We start from the raw sequence: 15,528 nt of genomic DNA, 5'->3' as shown, positions 1-15,528 counted from the left end.
TACCGCATCGAACCTGTTCAACCGGTTATTCAGCAAGTAATCCAGCAGATAAGCGTGACGGATGTTGCAGACCTTACGGTTGCAAGCCGGCATAACTGACATGGCGACATGACCGCTCATGCGCATGCCGATGACACTATAGTCCATGTCGTGAATGGATGCGTTTGAGGGCAGCGCATGAAAAGACGATCTGTTCCATGTGAGAGCCCTGGGTGATCTGAGGTTTAAGGCTACCTCCACCGCAGGTCAGCCCGAGTGGCGCTGGACCTTCCATTTCGCCACGCCGCCGCTGCCTGCCCAAGGCCGCATTCTAGCAAGGCTCTCCTGGTAGACCACCTCGGTTCGGTCAGCGAAATCCTGCAGCGAGAATTGCGCCACGCTTCTCGCACGCGCCGCCATGCCCGCAAGCGTGACCTCAAGCCGGTTGTCGAGCAGGCGCATCAACAGTTGCGCAATCCGTTCGTGCTCGTGAGGTCCGACGATCCACCCGCTTACGCCCGCTTCGATATTTTCCGGCAGGCCGCCCGAGTCCGACACGATCACAGGCTTGCCCATCGCCATCATCTCCCGGCAAGCGAACGACAAGGTTTCACGCCGTGACAGCACAAAACCCACATCGAATGCTGCCACCAGGGGCCGCACGTCGCGCAGTAAGCCCGTGCAGATCAACAGGCCCGCCATGCCTAATGCACCGACCCTGGCTCGTTGTTGTGCATTGGGCGTCCGCCCCCCCAAGACCACGCGAATCCGTTCGCGTTGTGCCGGAGGCAGCAATGCGACTGCCTCGACCATATGCAGCCAGCCCTTGTTATCGTCCGTGCCCGCGATACTGCCGACCACCAACGCTCCGTCTGGGATCGCCGTACCCCAGCGTCTGCGAAGCCGCTCGCTTACGCCGCTTGCGACCGGCGCAAAGCGGCGCAGATCGATACCGTGATGCACGACCGACACCGCCTTCGTGTCATACACGGTTTTCGCGAGGTGCCGGCGCGTGTAGTCGGATACGCAGATCACCGAATCGGTCGCAAGCTTCCCTTTGAACCAGGTGCTCAAGCCGCTCACAGGCAAATCGTTGTGCTTGGTGAAGACGATGCAAGGCCGGGTGCGTTTCAATCCCAGCGTCGCCAGCATCGCGATCCGGTGATCCGCTGAACCGTTGACGTGAATGATGTCGAAGCCGCTCTTTTCGATCAGTTGCCGCAAGCGCCAGCCCGTTCCGACCATGGCGCCCAGTCTGTTACGAAACTCGAGCGCAATCGCTTCGACGCCGGGGATCACTTTCGCACTTGAATAGAGGCGACTCGAGCCCGGCGCCGCAACCGTCACGTGATGGCGCTCCGCAAGCGCCGCCGCCAAGGTGAGGATGTAGGTGGTGTGTCCGCCACCGTCGCCTGCGTGAAAATTGGTGTAGAGGATTTTCATAACCACGCTTCGCACCGGAATTGTCTGGCGCGTTTGAACCAGTAATACGCCCCGCCCCACAATGGATCCTGGTAACGCCGCAGTTTCTTTGCGAGCCAATCCGCGCCCCTGCCGTTATCGGCCAGGCGGTGAATCCGCAAGGTGTCGCTACCCGCTACGTTGCGTCGCAGATTCCGTGTCGTGTAGAGGTATTCGAATCCCGCTGCTTTAGCGGCGTCGATATAGTCGGCGTCGAAATAGCCTTCGGGCCAGCACAGGTGTTGCGAACCTGCGCCGAGACGCTTTGTCAGGATCGCTTTCGACTGTTCGATGTCCGCCCTGATTTGCTGATACTTTCCGATAGCGTCATCGCACAGCACGTCCCAGCGAAGATGGCTATGCGTATGACTATGAAATTCGAACGTGCCTGCTGCGCGCATTATCTCCACCTCGCTCCAGCGTACGGTCACCTCGTCCGCGCGGCCGTTGCGAACCAGGTGCTCGCACGCCTGATGTGTGTGCGCCGGTTCCGCACGCAGCGCGTCGATGCTGCGAAACGCGCCGTCATGCACGCGGCCCGTCACCAGAAACATGACCGCGTTGAATCCGTAACGCAAAAGGATGGGATGGGCGTAAATGTAGTTGTCCAGATAACCGTCATCGAACGTCAGCAAGACCGATCTCCGAGGCATCGGCGCCCCGCGCAGGAAGCGCGCAAATTCATCTGCGGTCAGCGTGATATAGCCGTTGTTCGCCAGCCACTTTATCTGCGACTCGAAGTTCTCCGGCGATAGGGTGAGCGGTCCGCCAGACGATGAAACATGGTGATACATCACTACCGGTACCGAATTCGCAAACGATTCAGCGGTTTGTATCATTTGCTCTGCATGCCGAAAGGTTTCTACATGGAAATTTGAATTAATATTAGATTGAACAAACTCCGCGATCTATCGGTCGTTTGTGGAGATTTGTGTCGCATTGTCGAAAGCGTCCATCATTCTCGACAAAGGATTGATCCACGCGATGCTGAAGATCGCGTAGCGGCGCTATATGCGCCTGAGAGGCTTACCGACGGGAATGGGTCGACACCAGCGTGTCAGACGCTGGTGTCGTTCGGTGGCAAGAGCGCGAAGCGCCCTGCCTTATCAACGCCGGATGGCGAGCCGGCGCAACTGCGAGACCACCTCGGCCGCGCTTCCAATCACTACCTTGTTGCGGAAGGCCCGCGTCACGACGATGCTTTCCATCGCGTCGTAATACCAGACGCCGACTTTGCGCCCGCCGAGCTCGACAATACCGCCAACGCTATCTAGCGGCCCTTCCTCTATTGAAACGATCAGCCTTACCGATGGCCCTTGGCGCATACGTAGTTATCCTCAGTTCGCCGCGCCGTGTTTCGAAGAAACTCACTTCGTCGCCGGGTTCGCGCCCTGGGCGGTCGCCACGATCGACTCATTCTTCAACTGCCTGACGGCGTCCGCCGCGGAGGGGACCAGCTTCTGGTCGACCAGCGCCGCTTCAAAGGCATCGTGCTGAGCCTGTTTGCCTTGCTCGTAGTCTGCATCCAGTTCGGCGATACGACGTTGATACCAGTTCAGCACGCATGCCTTGTCGGTACAGTTGTGCTGACGCCAGAGCCATTGCTGGATCCGCGCAGTCTCCACCGAACGCGGGTCGGGACTCGTATCCCGTGCGCGTTGATAGCTCACCGCGAGACGATCGTCGAGGCTGGATAGCTCCGGGTCGGCGCAGACGATCTTCTCGGAAGCCGAAGACCTGGTGCTGCAATGAAAGCTCGCAGCCGACGCGTTGCCAGCCAGCGTCGCGCAGACCGCCAGCACGCAGAGCGACAGCGTCGGCGAGGAATCTGCAAGGAGTCGGGTAACAAATGGAAAAGCAGTTTTCGATGTAGACATGACTAACCCTGTACGAGGAAAGTGTCGGATTGGGGCGCGCGGCATGCGTTCCCTGGCGCAAGCTGGCATAAACAGAACGATGCAGGTCGCGTGAGGGCAGAATAGTCGGCTTGGGCGCTATCTAGGCGCGAAGAAAAGGCCGTAGGACGCGAGTGCTTACGAAAGGTTTCCGCAGGAAATAAGCCGTTACCCGACCCCTACGTGCGGTGGGCTGAGGCACGGCGCCGTGTGCTGCGTCACAAACGAAAACGCGCCCGCGCCAGTCCCATTGCAAGGGACCGGCGCGGGCGCTTGAACAACTGTGCTACTCAGGCATCAGAACTTGTACGTCGCGCCAACCTGGCCATATAGGCCAACATACGTGTAAAGCGAGGTGTCATAGTAGCCCCGGGCTTCGTACTGCCACACCGGGTCGTACGGCGGCTTGTGGTTGAAAATGTTGTCGATGCCCGCGTACAGCGTCCAGTGTTTGAAGCCACTGTAGCTCGTGTAGATATTGAACTGGCTATACGATCCCACAGCAGGCGATCCGGCAACAATCGCTTGTGCGTACGGACCGGTGAACTGCCAGCTCAGCGTGGTCGTCCACTTGTGGAAAGCCCAGCTCAACTGCGTGTTGCCCCTCCACCGCGGGAACGATGCACCGAACACCGTGTCGATTGCGCCATTGTTGCCGGCATAATCGTCGGCGACGCCGTCGTTAGGCATAACGAAGTGCCACACGTACGCCCAGTCGCCGGACAGCGTGAACGTACCGATACTTGTCGGCAACGCCTGCTTGAACGTCCCTTCGAAACCATCCGTATGCAGATAGGCAAGGTTTTCGTAGGTTACGTTGTAGACCGTCGCGTTCGGATCAGCAGCAACCAGCGCCGCGATGCTCTCCTGACCGATCACATTGGTCACGTCGATCTTGTACCAGTCGAAGCCAATGTCGGTATTGCGGGCCGGCGACAACTCAAAGCCGATGTTGTAGTTCTTCGTGCGTTCAGGTTGCAGGTTCGGATTGCCGACTGAATTTTCGTAGACATCCTTGCCGTCGACGGTCTGGTAGCCGAGGCTCGCCTTTTCAGACGTTTCGACCAGTGTCGGTGCGCGGAAGCCGCGATTATAAGACGTATACATCGTCAGAGCCGAAACTGGCTGGTAACGCAGTGCAAAGCGTGGCGAGAAGGCGCCGCCGAAATCGTTGTAATGGTCGTAGCGTCCCGACTGGCTGAAGGTCAGGCCACGCAGCAACGGAATGTCGATCTGGTAGTAGACCGCCGCAACATTGCGTTCGCCATCCACCGCCTGCGTGAGCGGGTTCAGATATTCCGTAGAGCCCGCGCCGATATATTCGCTCTGATGCTGGAACTGCGCACCAAAGCCAAGACCCACATCGCCTGCCGGCAGCGAGAACAGATTCGCCGTGGAGATCGTCGCATCGAGCACATCGAGCTTCGAAATAGCCTGATCGTAAGACGTGCCAAACAGGCCCGGCAACGAATTGAGGGTCGACGAACTAAACGTGCTCTGCGTTACGCTGCTGAGATAGCTTGACAGCACGGAGGCATTGATCTGATTGCCGTACGCGTTGGACACTTCGCTTTGCGAGTGGCCGTATGACGTATTCCAATCCCAGTCGCCGAACTTGTCTGTGCTGATGGTGCCCTTCACCCCGGTCGAGAGGCGGTAGAAGTTCGAGACCGTCGTCACCGATTGCTCGGTCGGGAAGACATAGGTTAGTCCCGTTCCGCCCACTGTAGCGGGAAACGGCGAGACAACTCCATTTACCTCGTAGAGTGAAGTACCCAGGTTATCTCCATCACTGAACCCGGCGAGGCCCAGATCCGTTTTGGTGGTGTTGTAGCTCTCCCACACGTCGGCATACGCCTGCGTGGTGTCGTTGATCTTGAAGTCGGCATGGACCTTGACACTGCTGCGCTGGGTTTCGGGCTCGATGGACTCAGCACTTGCACCATTGCGCGAACACACCGTGCCGGACCCTTGGGTCGCGAGGTTGTTTGCCGCCGACGTCACGGTGCCACCCGATGCCGCGCAATCGCTCAGCGCCTGGGTGCCGGTAGCCGTGTTCCAGAAGGAGGCGGGCTGCGAGAAGAAGCCGCCGTTCTTGCTGGAGTAGTCCTGGTCGCTGGTGATGTCCCGCTCGGCCATGGTGATGCCGCTCGAGCGGTAGTAGCTCGCCGCGGCTGTCACGTTGAAGCCGTCCGACGTCAGATTGCCGAAGCCACCGAGCACGCTGAAGTTCGTCGTTCCTGCACCGCCGTGCTGGGCACCGCCAATGCTGCCGTCGAGTTGCAGCCCCTGGAAATCCTTCTTCGTGATGATGTTGACCACGCCGGCGATTGCGTCCGAGCCGTATTGCGAAACTGCGCCGGTCTTAACGATCTCGATGCGGTCGATCATGTTCGTCGGCAACGTGTTCAGATCGAAGAAGGTATCGGTGCCGTTGACTGCAAAGGCAAAGGGCGCGACGCGCTGGCCGTCGACCAACACCAGCGTGTATTTTTCGCTCATGCCGCGCAGCGCGATCCCCGCGCCGCCCGGGGCAAAGCTCGCGGACGTGCCCTCGCTCCAGCTGCTTGCCGAGTTGGCGGTTGTCGTACGCAGGTAGTCGGCGACCGTCGTGGAGCCGCTGTCCTCGATGTCTTTCTGCGAAATCGTCTGGACCTGATTGAAGCCCGTCTTGTCCGAACTGCGGATCAGCGAACCGGTAACCTCGAACTTTTGCAGCTGCTTCACATTGCCGGACGTGGCCGCCGGCGAAGATGCCGAAGTCGCAGTTGCCGGTTTCGCCGCCGTTGCGGATGCCGCATCTGCGGTAGCGGCCGCCGGTTGGCTCTGCGCGTATGCCGGTACACCACATGCAGCTGTTAGCGCCACTTCTGCCCAAACGATTCGTTGGATGGCGAGCGTCAAACCCCGTAGTTTCATTGCCCTTCTCTCTTGTCAGTAGGGACCCAATTCATAGTGAGAAGTCTTTTGGACCCATCACCCCGATCTGCAAACACGAAGGCCTCACTCGACCTTCGTCCGTTCTGAAGCGAACCCGTCAATTCCAGTTCATACGAATCGCAGTACTAATCGTATGAACTTTCAGATCGTCGTACCCTGTGACCGGCTAGCACGGCACGGCATATCAAGTGCAACAGACATCGATGGGCACACGCGTGCAGCGTCCTTCGCCTGAACGAATAGCGAATTACATTGCATTGATGAGTGGTATCGATCCAGATGCCGCCAAAGCGGTCCCGGACCAGCCGAACTCAGGCAAGACAAACCAGGAGCAAGTCACCCAGACCGGTTACAAGCCGCAACCAGCCTGTCTTTTGAAAATGATTCGGTATACGAACCAAACTCAATCACGTTCTGTCCAAGCTGGCTTCGTCACGCGGCAAACGAAAGTTAGCAAGACATTAACGCTGCATCAAACTTTTTTTGACAAACGTGGCATCTCAATCACAGTATTTACCTTTCGTCACCTTACCCGGTAAGCCCAACAGTTCCCGCCCCGGGCGACGAAGCGAACGATGCATCTGGCAGCAGCCAAATTCGCTTACTCAACGTTACTTGCCCACACCACGGCATATTCATCGGCATACGATGCGCTCACACTGCTTCTTACTCGTCGCAGTGGTCGTAAATACCTGTTTAGGTCCGCCTTATTGACCGTGGGGCGGACCCTTTTTCGTCTGGCGCTTTTTACACCTTTTCCACCAGCTCCCTTTCTCGCCCGTATCGTCTACGGATCGGCGCGGGACCCTCTTGCCTCCGTGAACAATCTCCCGCTCGCACCTCGGCGCGTGTCATGGTGCTGTCACGCACATCGGTTTCAATGAAAGCCTTACTGTGCATTTCAGCGCGCGAGCAGCGATGCAGGGTGAAGGCACGCCTTCTCGGGGCGATTGAGCATCATCCAAAACGTCTAGACGATTAGATGTATTGGTCCTCCTCGATTCCCCCGGAGGCGGCCGCGCCCGCAAAACGTCATTGCGCGATATCCGGCACCAAACGGAGCAAGTCCATGCTGATCAGGAACGCTCGCGTCGTCACGCGAGACGAAGAATTTCTCGGAACCGTGCGCATCGAAGACGGTTTCATCCGCGATGTGGAGCGCGGCAGCACGTCCGCGCCGAATGCCGAGGACTGGGACGGCGACTATCTGCTGCCCGGTCTGATCGAACTGCACACCGACAACCTCGAGAAGCATCTCGCGCCCCGCCCAGGCGTGCGCTGGAATATCGACGCCGCATTCGTGATCCACGATGCCCAGGTAGCCGCAGCCGGAATCACGACGGTTTTCGATTCGCTCAGAATCGGCGCGCGTTCGGACGTCGACATGCACAACCGCGACTTGCAGACGCGTTGCACGCAAGCGCTAGCGCGCCTGTCCGAGTGTCAGTTGTTGCGTGCCGACCATTTCCTGCATTTGCGCTGTGAAATCGCCGCCCCCGATGTCGTAGAGGTGTTCGACTCGCTCTACACCCACCCCCTTCTGCGGCTCGCTTCAGTGATGGATCACACCCCCGGCCAGCGGCAATGGCAGGACCGCGACCAGTGGCGCCGCTTTCAGGAGCGCCACGGCAAACTGACTGACGAACACTTTGCCGCTGTGGTGGCCGAGCTTTCAGAAGGCCAGGAGCGTTACGCAGATCAACACCGCCGCCAGATCGTCGCCCGTTGCGCGACGCTCGGCGTGCCGGTGGCGAGCCACGACGACACAGTGGTCGAGCACGTCGAGCAGGCCGCCGCCGAAGGCATCGTCCTGGCGGAATTTCCCACTACCCACGATGCCGCCAAGGCCGCACACCAATACGGTATCTCGACGATCATGGGCGCTCCGAACATCGTGCGCGGCGGTTCGCATTCCGGCAACGTGTCCGCGCTTGAACTCGCGAAATCCGGTCTGCTGGATATCCTTTCGTCAGACTACGTGCCCTCTAGCCTGCTGAGCGCGGCGTTCGAACTGGTCGACAAGGCGGGCTGGACGCTGCCGCGTGCCATGAGGACCGTCTCAAGCGAACCCGCCCGCGTGGTGGGGTTGCACGACCGCGGCTCGATTACAGCAGGCCTGCGTGCGGATTTCGTGCGGGTGCGGATGCACGACCAACTCCCCATTCCCCGCGCCACGTGGCGCGCGGGTGAACGGATCGTCTAGGCGCGCGGGCCGCCACCATGCTGGTGCCGTCAAATTCATCTAGACGTCTCTATCCGTACACCGATGTGTCATATGAGATTTCTAGAATGGTGCAGATTGAATTTTCGGACCGCGTTTGCAGCGCTCCTGCCCTAAAAGGCGCGAGACTGATGCGGGGTTCACAAGTCGTCGAATGTTCGCTGCGGTTCAAAACTAACTTGAGGAATTTATGAAGTTGTCCAAAGTTTTTGCCGCTTCGGCACTGGCAGTCAGTTTCATTTCCGGCGCTGCCCATGCGGCCGGCACCTGTCCGAACGACGGCGTGGTCCGTTTCGGCGTCGAACCGTACGAATCGGCGCAGCGCATGCTGCCCGTGTACAACGATCTCGCCAAGCTGATCGGCGACAAGCTCGGCTGCAAGGTTGATATCTACGTTGCGACCAGCTACAACGCCGAGATCGAGGCAATGCGCAACAACAAGCTCGAGTTTGGTCAGTTCGGCCCGCTGGGCTATGTGCTCGCCCATCAGGTTGCGCACGCCGAAGCGGTCGCGACGTTTGCCGGCGAAGGCGACAAGCCGGCCACCTACTACGCTTCTATCGTCACGTGGCCGGGCTCGGGCGTGAAAACGCTTGCCGATACCAACGGTCATTCATTCGCTTACGCCGATCCGGCCTCCACCTCCGGGCATCTGTTCCCTGCGTATGGTCTCAGCAAGAACGGCGTCGATCCGGACAAGGGCGTCAAGGCAATCTACGCGGGTAGTCACACCGCATCGTTCGAAGCGCTGCGCAACCACAAGGTGGATGCGGGTGAGCTGAACAGCGAAGAGATCGCGAGCGCCAAACTGCATAACGAGTACGATCCCGCCGGCTACATCACGCTCTGGAAATCCGAGCCCATTCCGCTCGATCCTCTGGCAGTGCGTGCCGACCTGCCCGCCGATTTCAAGGCGCGTCTGGCAGCCGTGCTGAGTTCACTCGATTTCCGCGAGTTACCGGAAGCCGACCAGAAATTCCTCGCAGCAAACGAGAATCCCCAGTTGAAGACGGTCCCGCAAACGGATGCCGCCTATAACCAGATTCGCGACCTGGTTTCCACGCTTCATATCGACCTGGCAAAACTGTGAATACCCTCTCCAGCACCTCCGGCGCATTGCCGCTGGACCCGGCCGGCGACCGTGCGGCCGCTGCCTCCAGCGTGCCGGCAACGGCACCGCGTGCCAAGCTCGCTCCCGGCGTGAAGCTCGCCGTGCGCGATCTGTCGATGCGCTATGCAAATGGTCACGCCGCGTTGCGCAATTTCAATCTCGCGGTGAAGGCCGGTGAAATGGTCGTGGTGCTGGGCAGCAACGGCAGCGGCAAGTCGACGTTCATGAAGTGCGTGGTCGGCTTGAACCGGCCGACGGGCGGCGCGGTCGAACTGGCCGGCCGCGATCTGGCCGCGCTTTCGGGCAAGGCGCTCCGGCAGGCCCGTCTGCCGCTCGCACTGATCTCGCAGAACGCCAATCTCGTGAAGCGCCGCAGTGTGCTGGCGAACGTCTGCTGCGGCACGCTGGGTCGCCACAAGACGCTCAGCACCGCGCTGGGACGCGTGCCGCGCGAGGAAATCGAACCGGCCCGCGCTTACCTCGACGAAGTCGGCCTGCTGCATCTGGCCGGGCAACGCGCCGGTACGCTTTCCGGTGGACAGGCGCAGCGTGTGGCTGTGGCCCGTGCGCTTGCGCAGCATCCACACGTCCTGCTAGCTGACGAACCGGTCGCCAGTCTCGACCCCGAAGCGGCAGACGAAGTCATGCGCCTGCTGCGCCGCCTCGCTACGGAAGACGGTCTCGCGGTGGTCTGCGTGCTGCATCAGCCCGAACTGGCCACCCGCTATGCCGACCGGCTGGTCGGCCTGCGCAGCGGACAACTGGAGTTCGACCGCCCCGCTTCGGCAGTTTCCAGCCAGCAGATTGCAAGTCTCTATCTGGCCGAGGCGGCATGAACAAGGTGCTCGACATGCGCACGCCGGTTGCGTCATCCGGAGTGCGAACTTTCTGGTCTGCCACTGTCATCGTCGTCATCCTCGCGCTGTTCGTCCAGGCGTGGATCGTGGTACAGGCTCGTCCGCAGGATCTGGTGACCGGCGCTCACGGTATGGCCGATATCATTTCGCGCGCCATGCCGCCGGCCTTCGATCAGTTCGTGCCGAATCTGTGGCCAGTGCTCGAAACGATTGACCTCGCCATTTTCGGCACTGTGTTCGGCGTGCTGCTCGCGTTCCCGCTGGCAATCCTCGCCGCCGCCAATGTCACGCCCGCGAAGCCTCTCTACTATGCTGCGCGTGCGGTGATCGGCGTCACACGTGCCGTGCCCGATCTGGTGTGGGCGCTGCTGTTCGTGACTGCGGTCGGATTGGGGCCGTTTCCGGGTGCGCTGGCGCTGGCGGTGCATTCGATCGGCATGCTGGGGCGGCTCTTCGCCGAGGTGATCGAAGACATGGACATGGGTCCGGTCGAAGCGCTCACGCTGACCGGCGCCGGCCGCTTGCAGATCCTGAGCCATGCTGTGGTGCCGGGCGTGTTGCCCTCGCTACTCGGCATCGGCCTGTTCCGCTTCGACGAAAACCTGCGCTCGTCGCTGGTGCTCGGCTTCGTGGGCGCAGGTGGCATCGGCTTCCAGTTGTTGACCGCCATGAACCTGTTCCAGTACCAGACGGTGTCGTTCCTGTTGATCGCTACGTTTGTGCTGGTAGCATGCGCCGAACGCGCATCGGCCTATCTGCGCGGTCTGGTCGCCTAACCTGCGACGGCTTCCCCTCCTTATCGAGTCACGAGAATTCGCATGCTGATCAATCATGGCGTCGGAGCCGACCCGTGGACGCTAGGCCGTCCCTTGACGGAAGAGCCGGACATCCACCCTACGGCGCTGGTGGGCGCCAGCGACTTCGGCCGCTACACCTATCTCGGACCGCGTAGCCATGTGGCGCAATCGGTGCTGGGCGACTACGGTTATGCGATGGGAGACAACCAGATCGCCCATGCCCATATCGGCAAGTTCGCAAATATCGCTACGGGCGTGCGTATCAACCCGCCGAACCACCCGGCATGGCGCGCGACGCTCCATCACTTCACGTATCGCTCACGCTCCTACGGCTTGTCGCTTGACGACGACGCCAGCATTTTTGAATGGCGCGCACAGGACTGCGTGGAAATCGGTCATGACGTGTGGATCGGCCACGATGCCATCGTCATGCCGGGCGTGAAGATCGGCACCGGTGCGGCAATCGGCTCGGGCGCCGTCGTCACCAAAGACGTGCCGCCGTTCGCGATCGTCGTAGGCGTACCGGCGCGCGTACTGCGCTTTCGCGTGGACGAGCAGACTGCGGAGCGCTTGCAGCAGATCGCCTGGTGGGACTGGAGTGCGGCGCAGATCGACGGCGCACTGGCCGATTTCCGCGAACTCAGCGCGGTCGAATTCGCGGAAAAATACTATAAGTAGGGGATGCCGGGCACGGCGTCAGCGGAAAGCGTACTCGGGATTGTGCCGGTCGAAAGTGGCATCGCTCCAGTGGCGAGGCACGACGTTTTCGAAACGGATCATCTCCAGCAGGTTGCCGTGCGCGTCCCACGCTGCTTCGCCGCTGGGCCACGGGTGCTGAAGATCGAACAGCAGCCGCACACGTGGCGCATAGTGGGCCGGCGGCCCTGAGCGGGCAACCCATGTCCACGCAAGCAGGCGCGTCCCCTGCGCGTTCATGAGCTCGATGCGGGTCGGCTTTTCGCTAAGGCCCTCGTCACGAAAGCTGCGCGCGTCATGTTCGACAGTACGGGCAATGAACTGCAGACCCAGATCGCGCACGCTATGGCGCGACTGGGCATGTGCGAACGACCCATCCACCGCCACCTTGCCTGACACGAGACGCAGCAGGCCGCCAGCGTGACCGTAGAGGCTGTCCGGATCCGTCGTTTCGTCGTACAGGATCTCCTGTCCCGCATGGGCGCCGTCAGGCAGCCACTTTGCGTAGACCTTTCGCGGTGTGTCCTGGTAACGGATGATCATGTGATCGGGCCGCTCGGACCATCGGCCGGAAATACGCTCCTGCCGGAACATGCTGTACTCGTAGCCGTTGTCGAGCGCCATGTCGAACTTCGCGTACTCGACGAAGGCCTCCGGCTTCATTGCGTTCATCAGGGAAAGGATCTGATCGTCGGAGAGCGACAGCAGCGAATGATTTTCGATTCGTGCGCGCAAGGACTTCGCCTGCTCTTCGGCTGTGAGACAGCGGAACCGTTCGATGTCCGCGCTCACGGCATCCTGTGTCGCGGCATGGGTGCATGCCATCGACGCGCCGGACATGGCCGCCGATACCGCACCGGTCGATTGGGCGAAAGCGCCCGCTGAAACCATCAGGCAAGTCAATGCGAACGCGAGCACGCGCCGCCAGGTCCGCGCGCTTGCCTGCGGGCCCACAGCAGACAGCCTTCTCCAGCGTCGTGAACCATTGGAACTCATGAACAGCATCCCGGCACCGGGTGGGCTCGACACATCAAGCGTCAACGCACGGTAAACGCCGGCTGATGCCCATGTATTCCAGACGGCCGGCATAAAAATTTGCAAGACCATGGAATAAACCCCTCGGCCCTCTCGTTTGCACATGGTTAATGCGAATCACTTTGATTTGCGTTAGCAAATTCAGCCCACGGAATTGTGACACCGAGCGCGTACCCGCGTCGTCTCCGTGGAAAACGAAAGCAACATGTAATAAAAACGAGAAGGGGATTTACGATGAGTGCAAAGGGGAGCCGAGAGACGATCTGCACGGCCCAGGTATGCAGGCATATCGGCAACACCGTGTTTTCTCTGGCGGCATTGGCCTTGTCGGAAGCGGCGCTGGCGCAGCAGAGCGCGCAACCGGTGCCGCCCTCGCCAACCGAGGCGGCGGTTACTACGCTGCCAGCGGTCAAGGTCGAAGGCAAAGCGCCCGCTGACTATAGTCCATACGGCGGCAACGACAATATCGACGACCCGACACAGGCCGCCAGCGCCAGCAAGACAGGCACGAAGCTTCAGGACCTCCCTTCGAACGTCCAGGTCATCCCGCGCGCCCTGCTGTCCGAACAGGGTGCGACGATGTTGCGGGAGAGCGTCAGCAACGCGAGCGGGATCAACGTAGGCGGTCAGGACAGCAAAGGCTACTACGACCACTTTCTGATTCGCGGCCTGAATGCGCAGATCTACGAAGACGGCTTCTCCGATGGCGATCTGCTCGGCGGCATCTCGCATTCGCTCAACGGCGTCGAGAGGATCGAGATTCTCGAGGGGCCAGGCTCGGCGTTATTCGGCAGCGGCCCTCCGGGCGGCACCATCAACATCGTCCACTACACGCCGTCGCCGGAACTTCACTACGGGGGAAGCCTGGAAGCCGGCTCGTTCGGCACGGTCTCGAACAGCGACTATATCACCGGCCCAACCGGCATTGCCGGCCTGAACTACCGGGTGGACGCCACCTTCTCGCGCGCCGACGGCTTTCGCGATCTGTATAGCCGCGACGACGAAATCAGGCCGCAGCTGCAATGGCAACTGGGCAGCCATACGATCAACTTCACGCTCGATCTCCGGCAGACCCACGAAACACCGGATTCGTACGGGCTGATCTATTTCCACGGGACGCCCATCAGCGGTGTTTCAATCAATTCGAAGTACTCGACACCGTTTGCCTTCGCGAATGAGAACTTCGTCCGCCCGACCATCACGGACGCCTGGCGAGTCAATGACTTTCTGACGATCAACAACCGCTTCTCCTATTTGCACCGTACGCTTGACGTGCTGGGCAACGGCGATAGCACGAACACGAAGGTCGTGGGCGATGAAGTCGTGGGGCGGCAGCTTCGTCAGCAGGACGACAACGACAGCAGCTTCGACTATCAACTCGAGCCGGTCTGGCGATTCGGCACCGGAAGCGTCGCGCACACGTTGGTCACAGGCTTCGAATTCCAGCACCAGACTATCGACACGAACCGTAGCACGGCCGATCTCCCGAACATCCCCGATGCTTTCGCGCCGGTGCCGCCGGAGACGTCTCTCGCGGGCCTGACGTTCCTGTGCGATGCCAAGCATTCCTGCGACAACGATGATCTGGCCGCGAACTACTACAGCCTGTACGCCACCGATCAGATCGATGTAACGGACAAGCTGAAGATTCGCGCGGGCGTCCGCCAGGACTGGTGGGATACCTCGCTCACACCGCTGATTTCGGTGCCCGGCGCTTTCAATTCCAACGGCCAGCCGATACTCGCAGGCGTCAAGGAGACGCAAGACAATGCACCTGTCAGCTGGAACATCGGCGCGCTGTACAAGGTGCTGCCGTGGATGTCGCCATATGTCGGCGTGTCGAAGAGCTACCTTGCCAACTTCAATTCGGAAAACGCTCAAGCCGGCATCGGTGCGCCAGAGTCGGCGCTGCAATACGAAGCGGGTATCAAGTTTTCGTTTCTCGATGACCGGATTGTGCTGAACACGGCTTTGTTCGATGTATCGCGGAACAACGTCGCAGCGGCTGTCACGCTCAACGAGGTGGAGTCGGTCGTGTTCGACAGTCAGAGGACCAAAGGCGCGGAAGCATCGTTCGATGCCGCCGTGACGGATCATCTGCATGTCCTCGCGAACGTGACCGCGCAGCACGCGGTGATCACCGACAATCCGCAAGGCATCACGTCAGTGGGCAACCATCCGCAAGGCGCACCGGCCTACATGGCCAACTTCTGGACAACTTACGATTTTTCGATTGGGGGAATTCCGGGCTTTCACGTTGGAGCAGGCGTGAATTACGTGGGCAAGAGCTATAGCGACATTACCAACGTCAATTCGATTCCGTCTTATGTGATTGCAAACGCGGCGTTTGGCTATGAAGCGCGTACGTGGGGTGTCGACGTCAACGTCCACAACATCACGGACCGGCGCTATTTCGTGGCGGCTAACGCGGCGGGTGCCTATGTTGGCCAACCGCTGAGCGCGTTTGTGAACCTGCACGGAAACTTCTGATTGGGGAGACGGCGCGCGTCTGGCGCCGTATTGTTCAAGGGTAGAC

13 protein-coding genes are annotated in these 15,528 nt (G+C 60.3%); 7 read left to right on the top strand and 6 right to left on the bottom strand.

Annotated elements, in window-relative coordinates; genetic code table 11:
- Nucleotides 1–246: 246 nt before the first annotated feature.
- The 5 genes from P3T20_RS29445 to P3T20_RS29425 form a co-directional block, all read right to left on the bottom strand.
- Nucleotides 247–1,422 (bottom strand): glycosyltransferase, encoded by a 1,176-nt coding sequence (locus tag P3T20_RS29445; RefSeq protein WP_074268104.1) that lies wholly within the window; start codon nucleotides 1,420–1,422, stop codon nucleotides 247–249.
- On the bottom strand, nucleotides 1,419–2,279 hold the full coding sequence (locus P3T20_RS29440; RefSeq protein WP_074268103.1) for a polysaccharide deacetylase family protein: 861 nt from the start codon (nucleotides 2,277–2,279) through the stop codon (nucleotides 1,419–1,421). Before P3T20_RS29440 ends, P3T20_RS29445 begins: the two co-directional genes overlap by 4 nt.
- A 267-nt stretch (nucleotides 2,280–2,546) precedes the next feature.
- The gene (locus tag P3T20_RS29435; protein WP_074268102.1) at nucleotides 2,547–2,765 is read right to left on the bottom strand and encodes a hypothetical protein; all 219 of its coding nucleotides are present in this window, start codon (nucleotides 2,763–2,765) and stop codon (nucleotides 2,547–2,549) included.
- 42 nt (nucleotides 2,766–2,807) lie between these two features.
- Nucleotides 2,808–3,317 (bottom strand): lysozyme inhibitor LprI family protein, encoded by a 510-nt coding sequence (locus tag P3T20_RS29430; RefSeq protein WP_143787687.1) that lies wholly within the window; start codon nucleotides 3,315–3,317, stop codon nucleotides 2,808–2,810.
- A 315-nt stretch (nucleotides 3,318–3,632) separates the two neighbouring features.
- Nucleotides 3,633–6,254 carry a TonB-dependent receptor gene (locus P3T20_RS29425; protein WP_074268100.1) on the bottom strand — a complete coding sequence of 874 codons (2,622 nt, stop codon included), beginning with the start codon at nucleotides 6,252–6,254 and terminating at the stop codon, nucleotides 3,633–3,635.
- Between the two features lie 209 nt (nucleotides 6,255–6,463).
- Between P3T20_RS29425 and P3T20_RS29420 the strand changes: the two genes are divergently transcribed.
- The 6 genes from P3T20_RS29420 to P3T20_RS29395 all read left to right on the top strand — a co-directional run bounded on the left by P3T20_RS29420 (nucleotide 6,464) and on the right by P3T20_RS29395 (nucleotide 11,939).
- A complete protein-coding gene (locus P3T20_RS29420; RefSeq protein WP_143787686.1) occupies nucleotides 6,464–6,814 on the top strand; it encodes a hypothetical protein in 351 nt (116 codons plus the stop codon).
- Between the two features lie 503 nt (nucleotides 6,815–7,317).
- Nucleotides 7,318–8,478: an alpha-D-ribose 1-methylphosphonate 5-triphosphate diphosphatase gene (locus P3T20_RS29415; protein ID WP_302050893.1), complete on the top strand. Its 1,161-nt coding sequence runs from the start codon at nucleotides 7,318–7,320 to the stop codon at nucleotides 8,476–8,478.
- A gap of 208 nt (nucleotides 8,479–8,686) precedes the next feature.
- Nucleotides 8,687–9,586, top strand: coding sequence for a phosphate/phosphite/phosphonate ABC transporter substrate-binding protein (locus P3T20_RS29410; RefSeq protein WP_074268098.1), 900 nt, complete (start codon nucleotides 8,687–8,689; stop codon nucleotides 9,584–9,586).
- Nucleotides 9,583–10,443, top strand: a complete 861-nt coding sequence (gene phnC / locus P3T20_RS29405) for a phosphonate ABC transporter ATP-binding protein (RefSeq protein WP_143787685.1) — start codon at nucleotides 9,583–9,585, stop codon at nucleotides 10,441–10,443. Before P3T20_RS29410 ends, phnC begins: the two co-directional genes overlap by 4 nt.
- Nucleotides 10,440–11,240 (top strand): phosphonate ABC transporter, permease protein PhnE, encoded by an 801-nt coding sequence (gene phnE, locus P3T20_RS29400; RefSeq protein WP_074268097.1) that lies wholly within the window; start codon nucleotides 10,440–10,442, stop codon nucleotides 11,238–11,240. The genes phnC and phnE overlap by 4 nt, the downstream gene beginning before the upstream one ends.
- Before the next feature lie 42 nt (nucleotides 11,241–11,282).
- On the top strand, nucleotides 11,283–11,939 hold the full coding sequence (locus P3T20_RS29395) for a DapH/DapD/GlmU-related protein (protein ID WP_074268096.1): 657 nt from the start codon (nucleotides 11,283–11,285) through the stop codon (nucleotides 11,937–11,939).
- An 18-nt stretch (nucleotides 11,940–11,957) separates the two neighbouring features.
- Here the strand turns inward: P3T20_RS29395 and P3T20_RS29390 are convergent, their stop codons facing one another.
- Complete coding sequence (locus P3T20_RS29390; protein WP_429288597.1) at nucleotides 11,958–12,953, bottom strand: DUF1571 domain-containing protein; 996 nt, start codon at nucleotides 12,951–12,953, stop codon at nucleotides 11,958–11,960.
- Between the two features lie 273 nt (nucleotides 12,954–13,226).
- Here P3T20_RS29390 and P3T20_RS29385 point away from each other — a divergent pair, with 273 nt between their 5' ends.
- Nucleotides 13,227–15,482, top strand: a complete 2,256-nt coding sequence (locus P3T20_RS29385; protein ID WP_429288596.1) for a TonB-dependent receptor — start codon at nucleotides 13,227–13,229, stop codon at nucleotides 15,480–15,482.
- The last annotated feature ends 46 nt before the right edge of the window (nucleotides 15,483–15,528 follow it).

Origin of the sequence: Paraburkholderia sp. GAS206C, from assembly GCF_050435645.1 — a bacterium.
GTDB lineage: Bacteria > Pseudomonadota > Gammaproteobacteria > Burkholderiales > Burkholderiaceae > Paraburkholderia > Paraburkholderia phenazinium_B.
The sequence above is the reverse complement of the archived record's forward strand: the minus strand, read 5'-3'. Positions and strand labels throughout refer to the sequence as shown.

What these genes read in the sequence shown, in the direction of transcription:
- P3T20_RS29430 (WP_143787687.1), bottom strand. Translation starts at nt 3,317, where the DNA reads ATGTCTACATCGAAAACTGCTTTTCCATTTGTTACCCGACTCCTTGCA.
- P3T20_RS29425 (WP_074268100.1), bottom strand. Translation starts at nt 6,254, where the DNA reads ATGAAACTACGGGGTTTGACGCTCGCCATCCAACGAATCGTTTGGGCA.
- P3T20_RS29410 (WP_074268098.1), top strand. Translation starts at nt 8,687, where the DNA reads ATGAAGTTGTCCAAAGTTTTTGCCGCTTCGGCACTGGCAGTCAGTTTC.
- P3T20_RS29395 (WP_074268096.1), top strand. Translation starts at nt 11,283, where the DNA reads ATGCTGATCAATCATGGCGTCGGAGCCGACCCGTGGACGCTAGGCCGT.
- P3T20_RS29435 (WP_074268102.1), bottom strand. Translation starts at nt 2,765, where the DNA reads ATGCGCCAAGGGCCATCGGTAAGGCTGATCGTTTCAATAGAGGAAGGG.
- phnE (WP_074268097.1), top strand. Translation starts at nt 10,440, where the DNA reads ATGAACAAGGTGCTCGACATGCGCACGCCGGTTGCGTCATCCGGAGTG.
- P3T20_RS29445 (WP_074268104.1), bottom strand. Translation starts at nt 1,422, where the DNA reads ATGAAAATCCTCTACACCAATTTTCACGCAGGCGACGGTGGCGGACAC.
- P3T20_RS29385 (WP_429288596.1), top strand. Translation starts at nt 13,227, where the DNA reads ATGAGTGCAAAGGGGAGCCGAGAGACGATCTGCACGGCCCAGGTATGC.
- P3T20_RS29390 (WP_429288597.1), bottom strand. Translation starts at nt 12,953, where the DNA reads ATGAGTTCCAATGGTTCACGACGCTGGAGAAGGCTGTCTGCTGTGGGC.
- P3T20_RS29440 (WP_074268103.1), bottom strand. Translation starts at nt 2,279, where the DNA reads ATGATACAAACCGCTGAATCGTTTGCGAATTCGGTACCGGTAGTGATG.